This window comes from Paenibacillus sp. MSJ-34 (assembly GCF_018918005.1).
GTDB lineage: Bacteria > Bacillota > Bacilli > Paenibacillales > Paenibacillaceae > MSJ-34.
This window is the reverse complement of record NZ_JAHLPR010000010.1, coordinates 80,253-97,704: the sequence shown is the minus strand read 5'-3', so window position 1 is coordinate 97,704 and position 17,452 is coordinate 80,253. Positions and strand designations below refer to the sequence as shown.

Here is a 17,452-nt window from a genome sequence, read left to right as displayed (position 1 = left end):
ATCATGAAAGTTTCCGGTTCAAGAAAAATAAGGGTTCCTCCCGGCATGTAACTGCGGGAAAAACCCTTATTCTCATTAGGAACCGACGCGGCTTTGCTGGAATTGATCCGGCGTAATCAACACTTCGCGCGGCTTGCTGCCTTCATAAGGACCGACGACGCCGCGCGCTTCCATCGAATCGATGAGGCGCGCCGCGCGCGTATACCCGATGCGCATGCGCCGCTGCAACAGGGAGACGGAGGCTTGCTTCGCTTCTAGTACGATTTGCACCGCCTGATCGAACAGCTCGTCCACCGCTTCTTCCGATTGTTGCGCGCTGTCGTCGATTTCCGGAACCAAATCCTCATTGTATTCGGCTTGCTCTTGTTCGCGTACGAAATGAACGACCGATTCGACTTCCTGATCGGACAGGAACGCTCCTTGAACGCGGATCGGCTTGGAAGAGCCCATCGGCAAGAAGAGCATATCCCCGCGCCCGAGCAGCTTCTCCGCGCCGCCCATGTCGAGAATGGTGCGGGAATCGACCTGCGAAGAAACGCCGAACGCGATCCGGGAAGGAATGTTGGCTTTGATCACTCCCGTAATGACATCGACGGAAGGGCGCTGCGTTGCGATAATCAAATGAATGCCCGCCGCACGTGCCATTTGCGCAAGCCGGGTAATCGCATCCTCGACATCGTTCGCCGCAACCATCATCAAGTCGGCAAGCTCGTCCACAATGACGACGATAAACGGCAATACGGCTGCCGGATTGTCTGCCATCAGCTTGTTGTATCCTTCAATATTTCTTGTGCCCGATTTCGAGAACAGTTCGTACCGTTTTTCCATCTCCACGACAATTTTTTTCAAGGCTAGCGAAGCTCGCCGCGGATCGGTCACGACAGGCGCCAACAGATGCGGTATGCCGTTGTATACGTTAAGCTCGACCATCTTCGGGTCGATCATCAGAAACTTGACCTCATCGGGTTTGGCTTTGTACAGAATGCTTGTAATGATCCCGTTGATGCAGACCGATTTGCCGGATCCCGTCGCGCCGGCTACGAGCAAGTGAGGCATCCGGGCCAAATTGCCTACGATCGTCTGTCCCGAAATATCGCGCCCGAAAGCGATGGACAGCTTGGAGGTCGACTCTTGGAACGTCGGCGTCTCCATCACTTCCCGCATCGTGACGATCGACACTTCGGTATTCGGCACTTCGATGCCGATAGCCGATTTGCCCGGAATCGGCGCCTCCATGCGAATATCTTTCGCCGCAAGCGCGAGCGCGATATCGTCGGTCAAACTGACGATCCGGCTTACCTTCACGCCGATATCCGGCTGAATTTCGTATCGGGTCACCGCCGGGCCGCGTACGACTTCAAGCACTTTGGCGCGGACGCCGAAGCTTTCCAGCGTCGCTTCCAGCTTGCGTGCCGTTTGCATGAAATCGGGGCCTTCCCCCGCTTTCCCGCTTCCTTGCGGCTTCGATAACAAGCGGAACGAAGGGAGTTGGTATGGCTTGGACGGCGGTGCGGCCTGCGGCGCATCCGTCCCTTGCGTCTCATGCCCGTCTTCTTCCGCGCCGAAAGGAACGGCTTCGCCGTCTAAATTGGCGTTCTCCGCATCGGCCTCAAACGGAGGAGATTCCGTCTCATTGCCGGCCTCCTCCTCCTGGTAACTTACCGCGTCAAGCGCGGACGCGTCTCGGGTTGCATGCAACAACTCTTCTTCGGCCTCTTCGCCGCTTTGTTCGGCCGATTGGATCTGCTGAAAGTCGCGAATGATCAGCGTCGAATCGGCTTCCTCTTCAGGCTCGTCCAAACGGGCCGCATAATCCCGCGAACCAACCAGCACATCTTGTCCGTAATCGTCTTCGTCCTCGTTCGCGGGGCTTGCGTCCTTTTTCGCCCGCTCGTCTTTGGCGCCGAACAATTGGAAGAACACCGGCACCTTGCGGCGTTTCGGCGCAGCCGCTTCCGTCTCGTCTTCCAAATCGCCCGTCTCTTCGTCGTCTTCATCGAGCGGAATGAGCGGCGCTTTATCGATCGCGGCGCTGCCGGCCGCGCGTCCGGAACGTTTCATTTGTTCGCTCGCGTTCAGTTTCTTCCGCAGCAGATCGCGGAAGCGGGCTATACGGCTTCGCACGAAGCGCAGCAGCTCTACATAAGACAAATTCGTCGTCAACATAAAGCCGATGCCCAGCAATACGATCATGACCAATTTGGAGATGGCCGCGCCGAATAAAAAGTATAAAACGGAATACACTACCGCTCCCGTGTAGCCTCCGCTAATTTGCTTCTGCGTGATTGAATAATTTTCGGGTGAAGCATTCGTAAATAATTCCAATTTAATATCGTTATGTATTTGCTGCACAATTCTACCCGCCGTTACTTCAACCGTTGGCATCAATTTTTGATCGATCGTCCAGATGGTGCTCATTAGCGTCAAAGCGACAACGATGATGACCAAGCCGGATTTGCGGGCAGACCATCCTTTCGGCCATTTTCGTTTGATCATGACGTACAAGCCGACGTAAATGCCGATCAGCGGAATGACGAAATAAAACTTCCCGAGCAGCGCTCCGAACAATTTGGAGAGCGAACGACCGACCGTCGCCTCGCCCGACATCGCAATGACGGATAAGGTGATCCATATGATCCCGTATATTTCGTACTTCAGACTGGTGCTGAAAGAGGACTTTCTTCTTTTTTTCCGCGCCAAACGATCACCCCCCAATGCTCTATTATAACACAGAACCGGGGATGTTCCTATCCGTAGTTCCCGATGCGCGCCGCCGCCCGGAATTCGTTAAGCATGAGCGGTTATTTTCGTTCTGTCATGAGCGCAGGCTTATAATGGATGATTTGGCCCGGCGCGTAAGCCGGATCCAAATAATCGTTCAACGAACAGCGCAACAGGCGAACGATCCGCGCGGACGAAGCGTCAACCGGCGCCACCTGCATCAATATTCCGTTAATCTCGACTTCAAGATCCGCTTCCCGTTCCTGGTTGATGCCGTCAAGCACTACTTCCAGCGGCATCGTCGTATATAATGTCATGAAAGCACCTCGATTTTCGTTTCGTTATTGCGTGAGTCCCGCCGGCTGCCCGCTCCGTTTGCGGTCGATCATTTGATTCAATACGCGCAAGGCGTCGCCGATGCCGCCGATCGCATCGATCAAGCCGTATTTGACGGCGTCAGGCCCGACGACGGACGTTCCGATATCGCGCGTCAGCTCTCCGGTCTTGAACATCAGCTCTTTGAATTTCTCCTCGCTTATATTCGAATGCGATGTGACGAATCTGACGACTCGCTCCTGCATTTTATCCAAATATTCGAACGTTTGCGGCACGCCGATGACAAGTCCGGTTAGCCGAATCGGATGAATCGTCATTGTAGCCGTTTCGGCGATCAAAGAATAATCGGACGATACCGCGATCGGTACGCCTATGCTATGTCCGCCTCCCAGCACGACGGTTGCGGTCGGTTTGGAGAGCGACGATATCATTTCCGCGATCGCAAGTCCCGCCTCGACATCGCCGCCGACCGTATTCAATACGATCAAGATGCCTTCGATCGCTTTATTTTGTTCCGCGGCTACAAGCTGTGGAATGACATGTTCGTATTTCGTCGTTTTATTTTGCGGCGGCAAAACCAGATGGCCTTCTATTTGCCCGATGATAGACATGCAGAAGATGTTCGTCTCGCTAACCGGAACCGTCGTTTGTCCAAGCTCTTGCACCGTTTGAACCGCGGGAGGCGCTTTTTTGTCCCCGCCTTCGCCCGGCGCCGGCTGTTCCGCCTGATTGTACAGCAAAAAATCTTCCGCTTGATATGGAAATGGCATGTCGATTCCTCCGCTTTTCGTATACTTTCAACTCCGTCATAGTATGGATTAGTCAGCCGTTTTTATACGAAAAAAAAGCCGTCCCCGGCCCGTTATCGGACCTTAAGGACAGCTTATGCGGCTTCATCTATACTTCCATAATAATCGGAAGAATCATCGGTCTGCGCCGCGTTTGCTCGTATAGGAAACGGCCTAGGGCATCTTTCACGTTCGTTTTGAGCGATGCCCATTCGTTAACGTTTTCACTCATCAATTTGTGAAGCGTGCTTGTAACGATCCGGTTCGCTTCGTCCAACAAGCCTTCGGACTCGCGTACGTATACGAAACCGCGCGATATAATATCCGGCCCCGACATGATCGTGCCGTCTTGCTTGCTGAGTGTGACGACAACGACCAGAATGCCGTCTTGAGACAATAATTTACGGTCGCGAAGCACGATATTGCCTACATCGCCTACTCCAAGTCCGTCGATCAGAATATTGCCCGAAGGCACTTTGCCGGATTTGCGAGCCGCGCCGCCTTGGATTTCAACGATATCGCCGATATCGATCATAAAAATATTGTCGCGGTCGATCCCGACGGCTTCGCCCAGCATAGCGTGATGATGAAGCATCCGGTATTCTCCGTGAATCGGAATGAAATATTTCGGGCGCATCAAGTTAAGCATCAATTTCAATTCTTCCTGGCTTCCGTGACCCGACACATGAACGCCGGTAATCGATCCGCCGTAGATGACATTGGCGCCGAGGCGGAACAATTCGTCCACCGTGCGGCCGACATACTTTTCATTTCCGGGAATCGGCGTTGCCGCGATAATGACGGTATCGCCAGGCAAAATGTCGACTTTGCGATGCGTCGAACGAGCCATGCGCGTTAACGCGGACATCGGTTCGCCTTGGCTGCCCGTCGATAGAATGACGACGCGGTCGGCCGACATTTTGTTGACTTCCTCCGGCTCGATCAGCATTCCGTCCGGAATATGCAAATAACCTAATTCCGAAGCGATGGTAACGACATTGACCATACTGCGTCCAATGACCGTCAGTTTGCGTCTTGTTGCCTCCGCGGCGTCGATCACTTGTTGAATCCGGTGAATATTCGACGCGAATGTAGCGACAACGACTCTTTGCTCGGCTCTGCGGAAAATGTCTACCAGATTCTCGCCTACGCTGCTTTCGGAAGGCGTAAATCCCGGACGCTCCGCGTTGGTGCTGTCCGACAGAAGGGCGAGCACCCCTTTCTTCCCGATTTCCGCCATACGCTGCAAATCCGCATATTGATCATTGACTGGGGTATGATCAAACTTAAAGTCGCCCGTATGTACGACGACACCTTCCGGCGTTTCCAAACAAATGCCTACCGAATCCGGTATGCTGTGATTCGTTTTGAAGAAAGTTGCGCGAATCGTTCCGAGTTGAACCTCAGAGTCTGCGTTGATCAGTATGCGTTTCGTTTCTCCAAGCAGGTTGTTTTCTCTTAATTTGCTCTCGACTAGTCCGAGCGTTAATTTGGTACCGTATACCGGTACGTTCAAATGTTTCAGCACATAAGGCAATCCGCCGATATGGTCCTCATGGCCGTGCGTTAACAATATTCCTCTTACTTTATCGCGATTCTCGGTCAAATACGTAATATCAGGGATAACGATATCAATGCCAAGCATATCTTCTTCCGGAAATTTCAATCCGGAATCGACCACGACAATATCGTTTGCATATTGAATGACGTACATGTTTTTCCCGATTTCACCGACGCCGCCAAGAGCAAAAATCGTCAATTTATCATTGTTGTTTTTCTTCGACAAGTGGATCTAACCCTCCTAAATATTATGGACGTCGCTCTTATATTGTTTTTTACTAAATTATACCGCACCCAGTCACTTTAACCCATTATACATGATTAATTTACGAAAACACAAGTCGCCCTCCGTAAACTTATCGTTGCCCGAAACAAAAAAACCGATGCCTTACAAGTAGCACCGGTCGTATACGCAAAAACAAGAATCCGTTATTGCATCAAATTTCGAATAAAAGCCGCTTCGGATTCCGACGGCTCGACGAGCGGCAGCCTCACCCCGCCAACCGGTATGCCGCGCAACCCTAGTGCGTATTTGACGGCCACCGGATTCGGAACCGGATGGGGGCATTCAAACAATCCTTTGAACACGGGATAGCATTCCCGATGCAATACGCTTGCTTGTTGTACATCCCCGTTGACATATGCTTCAACCATCGCTTTCATTTTGCGGCCGATCACATGGCTGGCCACGCTGACGATGCCGTGCCCGCCGAGTGCGAGCGTTTGCAGCGTCGCCGAGTCGTCCCCGGAATACAATGTAAAGTTATTCGGACATGCCGATAAAATCTCCGTCATCTGGTCGGCGGAGGCACATTCTTTAATGGCGACGATATTGTCGATTTCCGCCAGGCGCAATGTCGTTTGCGCGGCTAAATTGGCGACGGTTCTGCCGGGAACGTTGTAGAGCATCACCGGCAATGTCGTCGATTCCGCAATCGCTTTGAAATGCCGATATAAACCTTCTTGATTCGGTTTATTATAATAAGGCACGACTGCCAGAATGGCGTCGACTCCTAATTTCTCCGCCTCTTTCGTCAAATGGATCGAATGCGCGGTATTGTTGCTGCCTGTACCGGCAATGACTTTGCAGCGGCCGTTAACATGATTGACCGCAAACCGGAACATCGCCAGCTTCTCTTCGTCGGTAAGCGTCGGCGATTCGCCGGTTGTGCCGCAGACGACCAAACTGTCGCTGCATTGTTCTTCGATCAAATAATCGATTAATTGGCCCGTTCGTTCCCAATCGATCTGCAATTGGTCGTCAAACGGGGTAACCATTGCCGTAATGACTCTTCCGAAATCCATTAAAAATCCCCCCTATTGGCGTATGACGGCGTTCGTGTCGTACACTTCCTTGTGAAGCTCGAATTTCGCGTGAAGGGCGCGCAGCGCCTCGATCATATCATACTGACGGACCAAAACCCAAATCGTCGTATTCGAATCGGCCGATTGCAAAATTTGTATTTCCCGTTCCGTTAAGGCCTCGACAATTCTCGCCATAATGCCTGGCACTCCGTTCATGCCGCCGCCGATGACGGAAACTTTCGCGCAACCGAACAATACCTTCGGACGGTATCCCAAACGTTCCAAAATCGTAACCGCGCGTTCCGCATCGTTGTCGAATACGGTATAAACCGCCCCGGAAGGGGTAACATTAATAAAATCGACGCTAATTTGGTGCTGCGCCATCGCTTTAAAGACGCGAAGCTGCAAATCTTCCGCGCCTTCATGTGCGTCAACCGTAATTTGCGTCACATTGTTTACATACGCAATCCCAGTCACATAACGATCGACGATGCCGAATTTGCGATCCGTCACTCCCTCCAGTCGGGTGACGAGCGTCCCTTCGTCTTCGGAAAACGTCGAACGGACCCGCACCGGAATTTGGGCTTGCATCGCAATTTCCACCGCGCGCGGATGTATCACTTTGGCGCCGTGATGCGCCATATTGCAAATTTCGACATAACTGACGACGGACAGCGGCTTGGCGTCTTCGACGATTCGCGGATCCGCCGTCAAAATGCCGTTGACGTCCGTATAAATATCGACCGTTTCAGCCTGCAGCGCCGCTCCTAACGCCGTCGCGGACGTATCGCTTCCGCCGCGGCCGAGCGTCGTTATATCGCCGTTCTCCGTCTGGCCTTGAAATCCCGTGACGATAACGATTTTGTTCTCTTGCAAATATTCCAATACGCGAGTCGGGCGAACCTCCACGATGCGCGCATCTCCGTATTGGTCGTTCGTAATGAAGCCGGCCTGCGCTCCCGTGAGAACAACGGCCGGAATAAGTTGCTCGTTAAGTATGCTGCATAGCGTTGCTGCGGCAATGACTTCACCGCAGCAAAGCAATAAATCTTGCTCGCGAGCGGGCAGGCGGTTGCCGTTTTGACCGATCCACTCGAGCAATGTATCGGTCGCGTACGGATCTCCTTTTCTGCCCATGGCCGAGACAACGATGACGAGTTGGTACCCGTTAGAAAGCTCGCGGCGAATATGTTGAACGACATGCTCTCGGGCTTGGGGCGTAGATAAGGAAGTGCCTCCGAACTTTTGAACCAAGATGCGCATTGCATTTCCCCCCAGGTTTATGCCAAAACCGATTTCAGGATTTACCGATTATTTCCCATTAGCAATATATTCGGCAATTTGCACTGCGTTCCAAGCTGCGCCTTTGAGCAAGTTGTCGGATACGATCCACATGTTTAATCCGCGCGCTTCGCCCAAATCGCGGCGCAGGCGGCCGACGAATACGTCTGGTTTGCCCGCCGCTTCGGTAGCGAGCGGATATTGCTGGCTGGCCGGATCGTCAACTACCGTGATGCCGGGAGCGTTCGCAAGCAACGATCTGACGTCCTCCAATTCGTAATCGTTCTTCAATTCGACGTATACCGATTCCGAATGACCGTATACGACCGGAATCCGAACGCAAGTCGCCGTAACGTCGATCGATTCGTCGGCGAGAATTTTTTTCGTTTCCCGCACCATTTTCATCTCTTCCAACGTATAGCCGTTGTCTTGGAATTTATCGATTTGCGGAATCGCGTTGAAGGCGATTTGATGTTTGACCGGCAAGGAACCGACCGGCAATATTTGCGGTTCTACTTCGTTGCCCGCCAACACTTCTTTCGATTGGCGCAGCATTTCGTCAATAGCGCTGCTGCCCGCGCCGGAAACGGCCTGATAAGTGGAAACGATAATTTTCGAGATGCCAAAGCGGTCGTAAAGCGGCTTTAACGCCGCTACCATTTGAATCGTCGAACAGTTCGGGTTCGCGATAATCCCTTGATGTCCGTCCGCAGCCTCAAGGTTCACTTCAGGAACGACAAGCGGCGTATTCGGGTCCATCCGGTAAGCGTTCGTGTTGTCGATACAAACGGCGCCATGTTCGACGGCATGCGGCGCCAAAGCTTTGCTGACGTCTCCGCCCGCGCTGAACAAAGCGATATCGATCCCTTTGAAACTTTCGGGCTTCGCTTCCTCTATCGTAATCTCCCGGCCTTTAAAGACGATCTTTTTGCCCGCCGAACGGGCGGACGACAAGCACTTCAGTTCATTGATCGGGAAGTTTCTCTTCTCTAGCAATCCTAGTATTTGTTCTCCTACGGCACCTGTTGCCCCGACAACGGCAACGTTATACAATTTCTGATTAGACATCTGGCGTTTCTCCCCTCTATAAATTACGTATATTGAAACCTTTCGATCAGCATCGGCTGCAATTGCTTGCCCTCCAATGCGGCCGCGCAAGTATCGTGAATCAAATCCATTCTCGCCACAAGCGAGTTCGGCTTGTTATGCGGAGCGTCTTGGCCGAAAGGCACGAAATAAATATGTTTCGTAATAAGCAATTTGGCGATATTGGCCGCGTTCAATCCTAACCCGTCATTGGTAGAGATGGCCAATACGAGCGGGCGCTGATTCCGCATTTGCGCTTTCGCCGCCATCAGAACGGCGCTATCCGTCATGGCGTTCGCCAATTTGCTGGTCGTATTGCCCGTGCAAGGCGCGATAACCATAACGTCCAACAACTTGGACGGTCCGAGCGGTTCCGCTTCAACGATTGAAGAAATAATATCATTCCCCGTAATTTCTTTCAACTGTTTTTGCCAACTTTCCGACGTGCCGAATCGCGTGTCCGTCGTCATAATCGTATTCGTGACGATCGGGATCACTTTCGCTCCGCTGTCCACAAATTTTTGAATTTGCGGCATCACTTCCGCAAAGGTGCAATGCGATCCGCTCAATGCGTAACCGACCGTTTTGCCTTCCCATTTCATACCCGATTCCCCCGTTCGCGCGTATCCGCCAAAATCAACTGACTTAAACAATCCGCCATGATGCGTCCAGCTGTTTTGGGAGCGACGATGCCAGGTAAACCGGGAGCGAGCAAAGCTTTGATTCCCCGCTTATCCGCGAACCGGAAATCGGTTCCTCCGGGACTTGAAGCCAGGTCGATAATAACCGCCCGATTCGGGATATTCGCTATTATTTGTGCTGTGACTATCATAGTCGGAATCGTATTAAAAAGCAAGTCAATATCGCTCACATGAGACGATAAATCTTTTATATAAAACGGCTCAAAACAGTGTTCCGTCGCCCGTGCGAAATGTTCTTCGCGCCGTACGCCCACCTTCACTTTGGCCCCTAAAGCTTGCAGCGTTCTCGCCATCGTCAGTCCGGTTCTTCCCATGCCAAGCACCATGGACTTCGATCCGTGAATCGTAATGTCCGTGTTCTGGATCGCCATCATCAAGGCTCCTTCGGCCGTCGGAATCGAGTTGTAGATCGCAACGTCGTCCCTGTCGAACAATTCAACCAGATCGATCTTATGTTTCAAGCTCAACTTGCGCAAATAAGGCTTCGCCATTCCCGTATAGATTTTGCAATGTTTCGGGAGGACGGCGATATGTTCGTCGGTCAGTTTCAGTTCGCTCGAGGCGAAGATGGCGCTGATCGCCCCTTCGTCGTCCGTGCCGACAGCCGGCATAATGAGCGCATCCGCTTTTTCCAACAGCTCGTTTTTCAAGTCCGACCGGTAGGCCCCCTGCAGCGGATTTTGCAGTTGATCGAATCCCACGATCGTAACGGTCGCGTCGAGTTCCGTCATTTTGCGAATAATTTCAAGCTGTCTGGCGTCTCCTCCCAAAAAAACGACATGGACTCCTGTAAGCATCAGGATCTATCACTCCTTTCGGGTCATGCTGACGTCATAAGTCATGACGTATAAATCATATTATGCCTGCGCCTATGAAGGGGTGCGCAAAACTGGTTATCCCCCAACAAAAAACGGCTCTTATCGCTCGTCTAGAACGATAAAAGCCGTTTATGGAATAAAGAATATATCATTTCGTCCCGGTATGGCCGAATCCGCCGGCGCCGCGCGCCGTTTCGGTCAGTTCTTCGACTTGCTCGAGCTTAACTTGCGGCACGACTTGAAACACCATTTGCGCGATACGCTCGTTGCGCGTAACGGCGAACGGCTCTTGTCCCAAATTTGCCAAGAGCACTTTCACTTCCCCGCGGTAATCCGCGTCGATCGTTCCCGGCGAATTCAAGCATGTAATCCCATGCTTGTAAGCGAGCCCGCTGCGAGGCCGGATTTGCGCCTCCAGCTCCGGCGGCATGGCGATCGCAAAGCCGGTTGGAATCAACGCGCGCTCGCCCGGCCGCAAGGTTACCGGCTCGGAAACGGCGGCGTACAGATCGAATCCGGCGGCAAGCTCGGACATTCTCTGCGGCAACTGAACATCTTCGTTGCCTGGTAAACGTTTGAGTTGAACGGTATAGGACATGATCCATTCCTCCATCAATAGATTCGAATATTAGTGCGGCATAGATAACATTAATTTATCGTTCGTTTCAAACCGCCGATCGCCTGGTCGCTTCCACCCACCATCGCCAGCGCGAACGGAGATTCGAACATGCGATTCAGCAAAAAATCGACGTCTTCCATCGACACCGCTTCAATGCGTGCGATCACTTCGTCAAGCGTGTAATGCCTGCACAGCATCAGCTCGTTTTTGCCGAGCCGGTTCATGCGGCTGGATGTGCTCTCCAAACTTAGAATAAGACTGCCTTTAAGCTGTTCTTTCCCTTTATGCAGCTCCGATTCCGTCAACCCTTTGGCCTTCAAGTTCTCCATCACCTCGATCGTCAGATCGAGAACTTCTTTCGATTGTTTCGGAGCCGTCCCGGCATATACCGTAAACAAGCCGCTGTCCGCGTAGGAACTATGATAGGAGAAGACCGAATACGCCAATCCTCTTTTTTCGCGAATTTCTTGAAACAGGCGGGAGCTCATGCCGCCGCCGACAACATTGTTTAACAAGATCATCGCATACAAGCGCGGGTCGGATATCGAGCACCCTGGGAAAGAAATGCAAATATGATTTTGTTCCGTCTTCTTCTCGCGGAACAATACTTCTCCCTGAAAGACCGGCGCCTTCAGCGAATGTTTGTTTCCTTCGGATTGAAAATGGCCGAAATGCTTCTCCAGCAAATCGATCACGCCGTCGTCGATATTGCCGGCAATGCTAATGACCGTATCGGCAACGGTGTAATGCTCGCCCATGTACCGGCGCAGATCGGAAGCGCTCATCGCCTGCAGCCGTTCCTCCGTGCCGAGAATGGAATACGCCAACGGATGTTCGCCGTACGCGGCGCGGGAAACATCGTCATGCACCGTATCGTCGGGCGTATCCTCATACATGGCGATCTCTTCGATAATGACGTTTTTCTCTTTCTCCAAGTCGTCTTGATCGAAGCGGGACGTGAAGAACATGTCGGCAAGCACATCCATCGCGATCGGCAAATGTTCATCCAACACTTTCGCATAATAGCAAGTATATTCTTTCGATGTAAAGGCGTTGACGTAGCCTCCGATCGCATCGAACGATTCCGCGATGTCTTGAGCCGAATAACGCTCCGAGCCTTTGAAAAGCATATGTTCGATAAAATGGGATATTCCGTTATTCGACGCTTGCTCGTTGCGCGAACCGGTTTTGACCCATATGCCGAACGAGACGGAACGGCAAGTCGGAATTTTCTCGAGCACGACGCGCAAACCGTTTTTAAGTTGTGTTTTGATCACGGAAGGCCCTCCTAATCATTTTGTGAAGCTTCGCATGCGCTAAACAATGCAATCTAATCCTATCAAAAAAACAAGGCCGTCTCAACCCGCATTCGGCGAACTGACCATCGGGAACAAGTTAGGCGGCAACGTATCCGGGGGCGTTCTTTCCTCTGATAACGTCTGGCTCACCGTGCCAAGCGAATAACCTTTCCGCTTAATTTCGCGAATCATGCCGAGCAGCGCCTGGCTGGACGATTTTGTGGGATGCATCAATATTAGCGATCCCGGTTCGACATGCCTGCTAATTTTTTGGACGACCGATTCCGGGCTCGGATTGTTCCAATCTACCGTATCGAGCGTCCATAGCACCGTCTTTAACCCTAACTCGTGAGCGATTTGCACCGTTTCCATGTCAAAATCTCCGGAAGGCGGCGCAAACCAACGATTTTGGACGTTTAACTCCTCTTCGAGCAGTTTTTTCGTTTTGACAATCTCTTGAACGGCCTGCTCGCGGCTTAATTTGCTCATATCTTTATGGGAATAAGCGTGGTTTTCCAACTCATGTCCGCGTTCTTGAATCATTTTGGCGGTATCGATGTTTTTCTTCAACCATGAGCCGTCGAAAAAGAACGTAGCTTTCACGTTTTCGTCATCCATAATCCGCAGTATCGGTTCGATATACTCATTGCCCCATGCCACGTTGACCATGAGCGAAACCATCGGTTTGTTCGGATTTCCTTTGTATATCGGATTGGGGAGTAAAGAATCGGTCTTGATCTTCGGCGGAATTGCCCGATAGACAAAGCGGATTTCCCCTTCGCCGTTCTTCGATCTCGTCAATTGATACGTTTTATCGATATCGACTTCGATCCCGTTATAACCCGGAATCAGCTTCCACACGCGGTCGACAATCGCATCGACCGGTTCGATTCTCCGTTTGGCCGCTTCCTCTTCGATCCGCCGCATAACGGGATCTTTTTCGGTGGCCTCCGCATCGCGAAACATTTCGAACGCATTTTGAATGTAAGCCCGATCTTTATTTTGATGAATAAACAGGCTTATTCCGCTCACTCGCGCCAGCACGAGCAACCCGATCATACAGCCGAATATCATGACCAGTTTCTTTCCAGCCATCCGAAATACTCCTTCCTGAACGAGAATAGGACGAAAACCAGCCTTGCAAGCACGCATAGTTTTGTCCTATTCATATGTCCGGTCGGACAGGATTATGCTGATTCTAATGCGAAAAAAAAGAAACAGAATGGTTCTGTTTCTCCCGCTTATGATACCCCCGCTTAGGATTGCGCGGGCACTTGCGCCGTCAGTACCGCTTTGCGCGATAAATTGATGCGTCCTTGCTGATCGATTTCCGTCACTTTCACCGTGACGCTGTCGCCGATGGCGACGACGTCTTCGACTTTGCCGACCCGTTCGGTGGAAAGCTGGGAAATATGGACGAGCCCTTCTTTGCCCGGCAATATTTCAACGAATGCTCCGAATTTCTCGATACGCTTCACCGTGCCGACGTAAATTTCGCCAACGACGACTTCTCGAACGATTCCTTCGATAATCGAGCGCGCCTTCTCGTTCATCTCTTCGTTTGCCGAGGCGATGTATACGCGTCCGTCTTGTTCGATATCGATTTTTACGCCGGTTTCTTCAATAATTTTATTGATGATCTTTCCGCCCGCTCCGATGACGTCGCGGATTTTATCCGGATTGATTTGCATCGTAACGATTTTAGGCGCATACGGAGACAAATTCGGCTTCGGCTTCTGAATCCGTTCCAGCATTTTCGACAAGATGAAGATACGTCCTTCTTTCGCTTGACGCAAGGCATCGGCTAAAATTTGGCGGTCGATGCCGTCAATTTTGATATCCATTTGAATCGCCGTAACGCCTTCGGAAGTACCGGCCACTTTGAAGTCCATATCGCCGAGATGGTCTTCCATCCCCTGAATATCGGTCAAGATCGATACATGCTCGCCGTCTTTGATCAGCCCCATCGCAATGCCCGCTACCGGCGCTTTAATCGGCACGCCGGCATCCATCATGGCAAGCGTGCTTGCGCAAATGCTCGCTTGCGACGTGGAGCCGTTCGATTCCAGCACTTCGGATACGAGCCGGATCGTATACGGGAATTCCGCTTCGGACGGAATGACTTTCATCAGCGCCCGTTCGCCCAATGCGCCGTGCCCGATTTCGCGGCGGCCCGGAGCGCGCAGCGGTCTCGCTTCGCCGACGCTGAACGGCGGGAAATTGTAATGATGCATAAAGCGTTTCGATTCTTCCAAATCGAGTCCGTCCAAAATTTGCACATCGCCTAATGCGCCGAGCGTACATACGCTCAAAGCTTGCGTTTGCCCGCGCGTAAACAGTCCGGAACCGTGCGTTCGCGGCAGCAAGCTGATATCGCATTCGATCGGGCGGATTTCGTCCAAACGGCGCCCGTCCGGTCTAACCTTATCGTGCGTGATCAAGCGGCGGACTTCTTCTTTCACGATGTCGTACAAAACTTCCTTCACATCTTTCATCAGTTCAGGCGTGTCTATGTACTGCTGCTCAAAATGAGCCGTCGCTTCATCGTTGATCGCATCGATCGCTTCTTGGCGGGCATGCTTTTCGGCGATTTTCACCGCTTCAACCAGCCGCTCCTGCGCGAATGCCCGGACATCCCGATTTACGTTCTCGTCGACCGCGTGCAGAACGACTTCCATTTTCGGTTTGCCGGCCATTTCCACAAACTGTTCTTGTACGGCTACGATCTTTTTAATTTCCTCGTGCCCGAACATGATCGCTTCCAGCATCGTTTCTTCCGGCACTTCATTCGCTTCGGCCTCGACCATCATGATGGCGTCTTTCGTCCCCGCCACGACCAGGTACATGTCGCTTTGTTCCTCTTCCGTCACCGTCGGATTGATGACGAATTTACCGTCGACTCGGCCGACGGCCACCCCGCCGATCGGACCGTTGAACGGTACGTCGGAGATGCTGAGCGCAGCCGAAGTGCCGATCATCGCGGCGATTTCAGGCGTGCAATCCTGGTCTACGCTCATGACTAAATTAACGATTTGCACATCGTTCCGGAAACCTTCGGGAAAGAGGGGCCGAATCGGGCGGTCCGTCAAACGGCTCGCCAATATCGCCTTTTCGCTCGGTCTGCCTTCGCGTTTAATGAATCCTCCCGGAATTTTGCCCACAGAGTATAACCGTTCTTCATAATTAACCGTCAATGGGAAAAAATCCAAATCTTTCGGTTCGGACGAAGCCGTCACCGTACACAATACAACCGTTTCGCCATAGCGTACGGTAACCGCCGCGTTGGCTTGCTTCGCCAAACGGCCCGTCTCAAGTCGCAGCGGTCTTCCGCCAAGCTGCATTTCAATATGCTTTTCCATTGAATCCCTCCTCAAGTAACACCTTTATCATTTCTGCATATGTATCATTATTTCCTGCTTTTATTGAAAACAAGCATGCGAATCCGTCCGGCAACGCCTGCATAAAAAGCAACCCGGCTGCATCCGCGTAGCTTCAGCGAAGCTATGCGGCAACAACCAGGCTGCTTTTGTACGTTACATTATCTACGCAATCCGAGCTTTTCGATTAAAGCGCTGTAACGGTTAACATCTTTATTTTTCAAATAAGCCAAAAGCTTGCGGCGTTGGCCGACCATTTTCAAAAGGCCGCGACGCGAATGATGGTCTTTCTTGTGCGTGCGCAAATGGTTTGTCAAGTTAACGATGTTTTCCGTTAGGATAGCAATTTGCACCTCAGGGCTTCCGGTATCGGACGCATGAGTTTTGTGCTCTTCGATCAATTGGGTTTTACGCTCTTGTGTAAGTGCCATCCTATTCACCTCCTTTATTATAATCGCCGTTAGCCTCGTCAGCGCCGGTGAGAGCGGCTGACCAAGCCAAGGTTAATCGTTGCTCGCCTTGCCGCAACATTATATACTATACCACTTGCCAAAGGAAAAGTAAAATCATAATCGACCTTATTTTTGCCAATGCCGCAAAATGATTTTCGATTTCTCCGAATCCCGCGCAATTTCCGCAATCAGGGCGTCCACGGACGGGAAACGCCGCTCGGAGCGAATATATTCCACCACTTCGACGCGGAGCTGTTCGCCGTATATCATTTCGTCGAAATCGAAAATATGCACTTCGACGGCGGGAACGGCCATACTGTCATGGAATGTCGGCTTAAGACCGATGCTCATCACGCCGTTATACCATGTCTCGAGCCGTTGCACCCGTACGGCGTAAATGCCGTTGCGCGGCACGATGTAAGGGGCCGTCAAATCGAGATTGGCCGTCGGAAATCCGAGCTTTCTGCCCCGCTGCTCCCCCGGCACAACCGTTCCGGTCATTCGATAGCTGCAGCCGAGCAACCGGTTGACTTCGTGAATTTTGCCTTCCTGCAAAAACGCGCGAATCGAAGAACTGCTAATTTTTTTGTCGTCAAGCGGGAATGATGGGACAACGTCGACGGTCATCCGTCCTTCCCCGAGCCGGCGCAATGCGTCGACATCGCCGGCGGCTTGATGTCCGAAAGTAAAATCGAAGCCGACGACCGTATGCTCGACCTGCAATGCGAAGAGCATATTGTGCACGAACGATTCGGCCGATACGCCGGCGAACGCTTCGTCGAACCGGACGACATAGACCCGATCCACGCCTAAGCGCACCATTTTTTCAATTTTGTCGTCAAGCGGCGTAACGTATTGGGCCCGGGTCGGCGGTTTGCCCAGCACTTCCTTCGGATGAGGATGAAAGGTCATGACCGTCGCCGGTATTCCCGCTTTTTGCGCATAGTCCACGGCACGACGAATCAAGTTTTGATGGCCAAGGTGAACGCCGTCAAAGAAACCGATCGCCATCGCTTGGGGATGACCCCATTGTTTGATTTCATCTGAAGTTAACGGATATGATATTGTTATTTTTTTCACATTATGTCACCTGCAATTCCTTTCATCCAA

The 17,452-nt window shown here is 51.8% G+C and carries 15 protein-coding genes; all 15 read right to left on the bottom strand.

Going from position 1 to position 17,452, the window contains the following annotated elements; translation table 11 throughout:
• Positions 1-75 precede the first annotated feature (75 nt).
• The 15 genes from KQI79_RS07280 to KQI79_RS07210 all read right to left on the bottom strand — a co-directional run bounded on the left by KQI79_RS07280 (position 76) and on the right by KQI79_RS07210 (position 17,422).
• Positions 76-2,700 carry an FtsK/SpoIIIE family DNA translocase gene (locus KQI79_RS07280; RefSeq protein ID WP_253297989.1) on the bottom strand — a complete coding sequence of 875 codons (2,625 nt, stop codon included), beginning with the start codon at positions 2,698-2,700 and terminating at the stop codon, positions 76-78.
• Between the two features lie 101 nt (positions 2,701-2,801).
• Positions 2,802-3,038, bottom strand: a complete 237-nt coding sequence (locus tag KQI79_RS07275; protein ID WP_216537566.1) for a YlzJ-like family protein — start codon at positions 3,036-3,038, stop codon at positions 2,802-2,804.
• 24 nt (positions 3,039-3,062) lie between these two features.
• The gene (locus KQI79_RS07270; protein ID WP_216537565.1) at positions 3,063-3,827 is read right to left on the bottom strand and encodes a ClpP family protease; all 765 of its coding nucleotides are present in this window, start codon (positions 3,825-3,827) and stop codon (positions 3,063-3,065) included.
• 127 nt (positions 3,828-3,954) lie between these two features.
• Positions 3,955-5,631 (bottom strand): ribonuclease J, encoded by a 1,677-nt coding sequence (locus KQI79_RS07265; protein ID WP_216537564.1) that lies wholly within the window; start codon positions 5,629-5,631, stop codon positions 3,955-3,957.
• 203 nt (positions 5,632-5,834) lie between these two features.
• Complete coding sequence (gene dapA / locus KQI79_RS07260; protein ID WP_216537563.1) at positions 5,835-6,710, bottom strand: 4-hydroxy-tetrahydrodipicolinate synthase; 876 nt, start codon at positions 6,708-6,710, stop codon at positions 5,835-5,837.
• A 12-nt stretch (positions 6,711-6,722) separates the two neighbouring features.
• Positions 6,723-7,973, bottom strand: a complete 1,251-nt coding sequence (dapG, locus tag KQI79_RS07255; protein WP_216537562.1) for an aspartate kinase — start codon at positions 7,971-7,973, stop codon at positions 6,723-6,725.
• Between the two features lie 48 nt (positions 7,974-8,021).
• Positions 8,022-9,059 (bottom strand): aspartate-semialdehyde dehydrogenase, encoded by a 1,038-nt coding sequence (locus KQI79_RS07250; RefSeq protein WP_216537561.1) that lies wholly within the window; start codon positions 9,057-9,059, stop codon positions 8,022-8,024.
• Positions 9,060-9,082: 23 nt separating this feature from the next.
• Positions 9,083-9,679: a dipicolinate synthase subunit B gene (locus KQI79_RS07245; protein WP_216537560.1), complete on the bottom strand. Its 597-nt coding sequence runs from the start codon at positions 9,677-9,679 to the stop codon at positions 9,083-9,085.
• Positions 9,676-10,575 carry a dipicolinate synthase subunit DpsA gene (gene dpsA / locus KQI79_RS07240; RefSeq protein ID WP_216537559.1) on the bottom strand — a complete coding sequence of 300 codons (900 nt, stop codon included), beginning with the start codon at positions 10,573-10,575 and terminating at the stop codon, positions 9,676-9,678. The genes KQI79_RS07245 and dpsA overlap by 4 nt, the downstream gene beginning before the upstream one ends.
• 169 nt (positions 10,576-10,744) lie before the next feature.
• Positions 10,745-11,194, bottom strand: a complete 450-nt coding sequence (gene dut / locus KQI79_RS07235; protein ID WP_216537558.1) for a dUTP diphosphatase — start codon at positions 11,192-11,194, stop codon at positions 10,745-10,747.
• 50 nt (positions 11,195-11,244) lie between these two features.
• Positions 11,245-12,492: a M16 family metallopeptidase gene (locus tag KQI79_RS07230; RefSeq protein WP_216537557.1), complete on the bottom strand. Its 1,248-nt coding sequence runs from the start codon at positions 12,490-12,492 to the stop codon at positions 11,245-11,247.
• Between the two features lie 81 nt (positions 12,493-12,573).
• Positions 12,574-13,608 carry a polysaccharide deacetylase family protein gene (locus KQI79_RS07225; RefSeq protein WP_230191786.1) on the bottom strand — a complete coding sequence of 345 codons (1,035 nt, stop codon included), beginning with the start codon at positions 13,606-13,608 and terminating at the stop codon, positions 12,574-12,576.
• 161 nt (positions 13,609-13,769) lie between these two features.
• Entirely contained in the window at positions 13,770-15,872 is a 2,103-nt protein-coding gene (pnp, locus tag KQI79_RS07220; protein WP_216537556.1) for a polyribonucleotide nucleotidyltransferase, read from the bottom strand.
• A gap of 179 nt (positions 15,873-16,051) precedes the next feature.
• Positions 16,052-16,321, bottom strand: a complete 270-nt coding sequence (gene rpsO / locus KQI79_RS07215; protein ID WP_216537555.1) for a 30S ribosomal protein S15 — start codon at positions 16,319-16,321, stop codon at positions 16,052-16,054.
• Positions 16,322-16,468: 147 nt separating this feature from the next.
• Positions 16,469-17,422, bottom strand: a complete 954-nt coding sequence (locus tag KQI79_RS07210; RefSeq protein WP_216537554.1) for a bifunctional riboflavin kinase/FAD synthetase — start codon at positions 17,420-17,422, stop codon at positions 16,469-16,471.
• Positions 17,423-17,452: the final 30 nt, after the last annotated feature.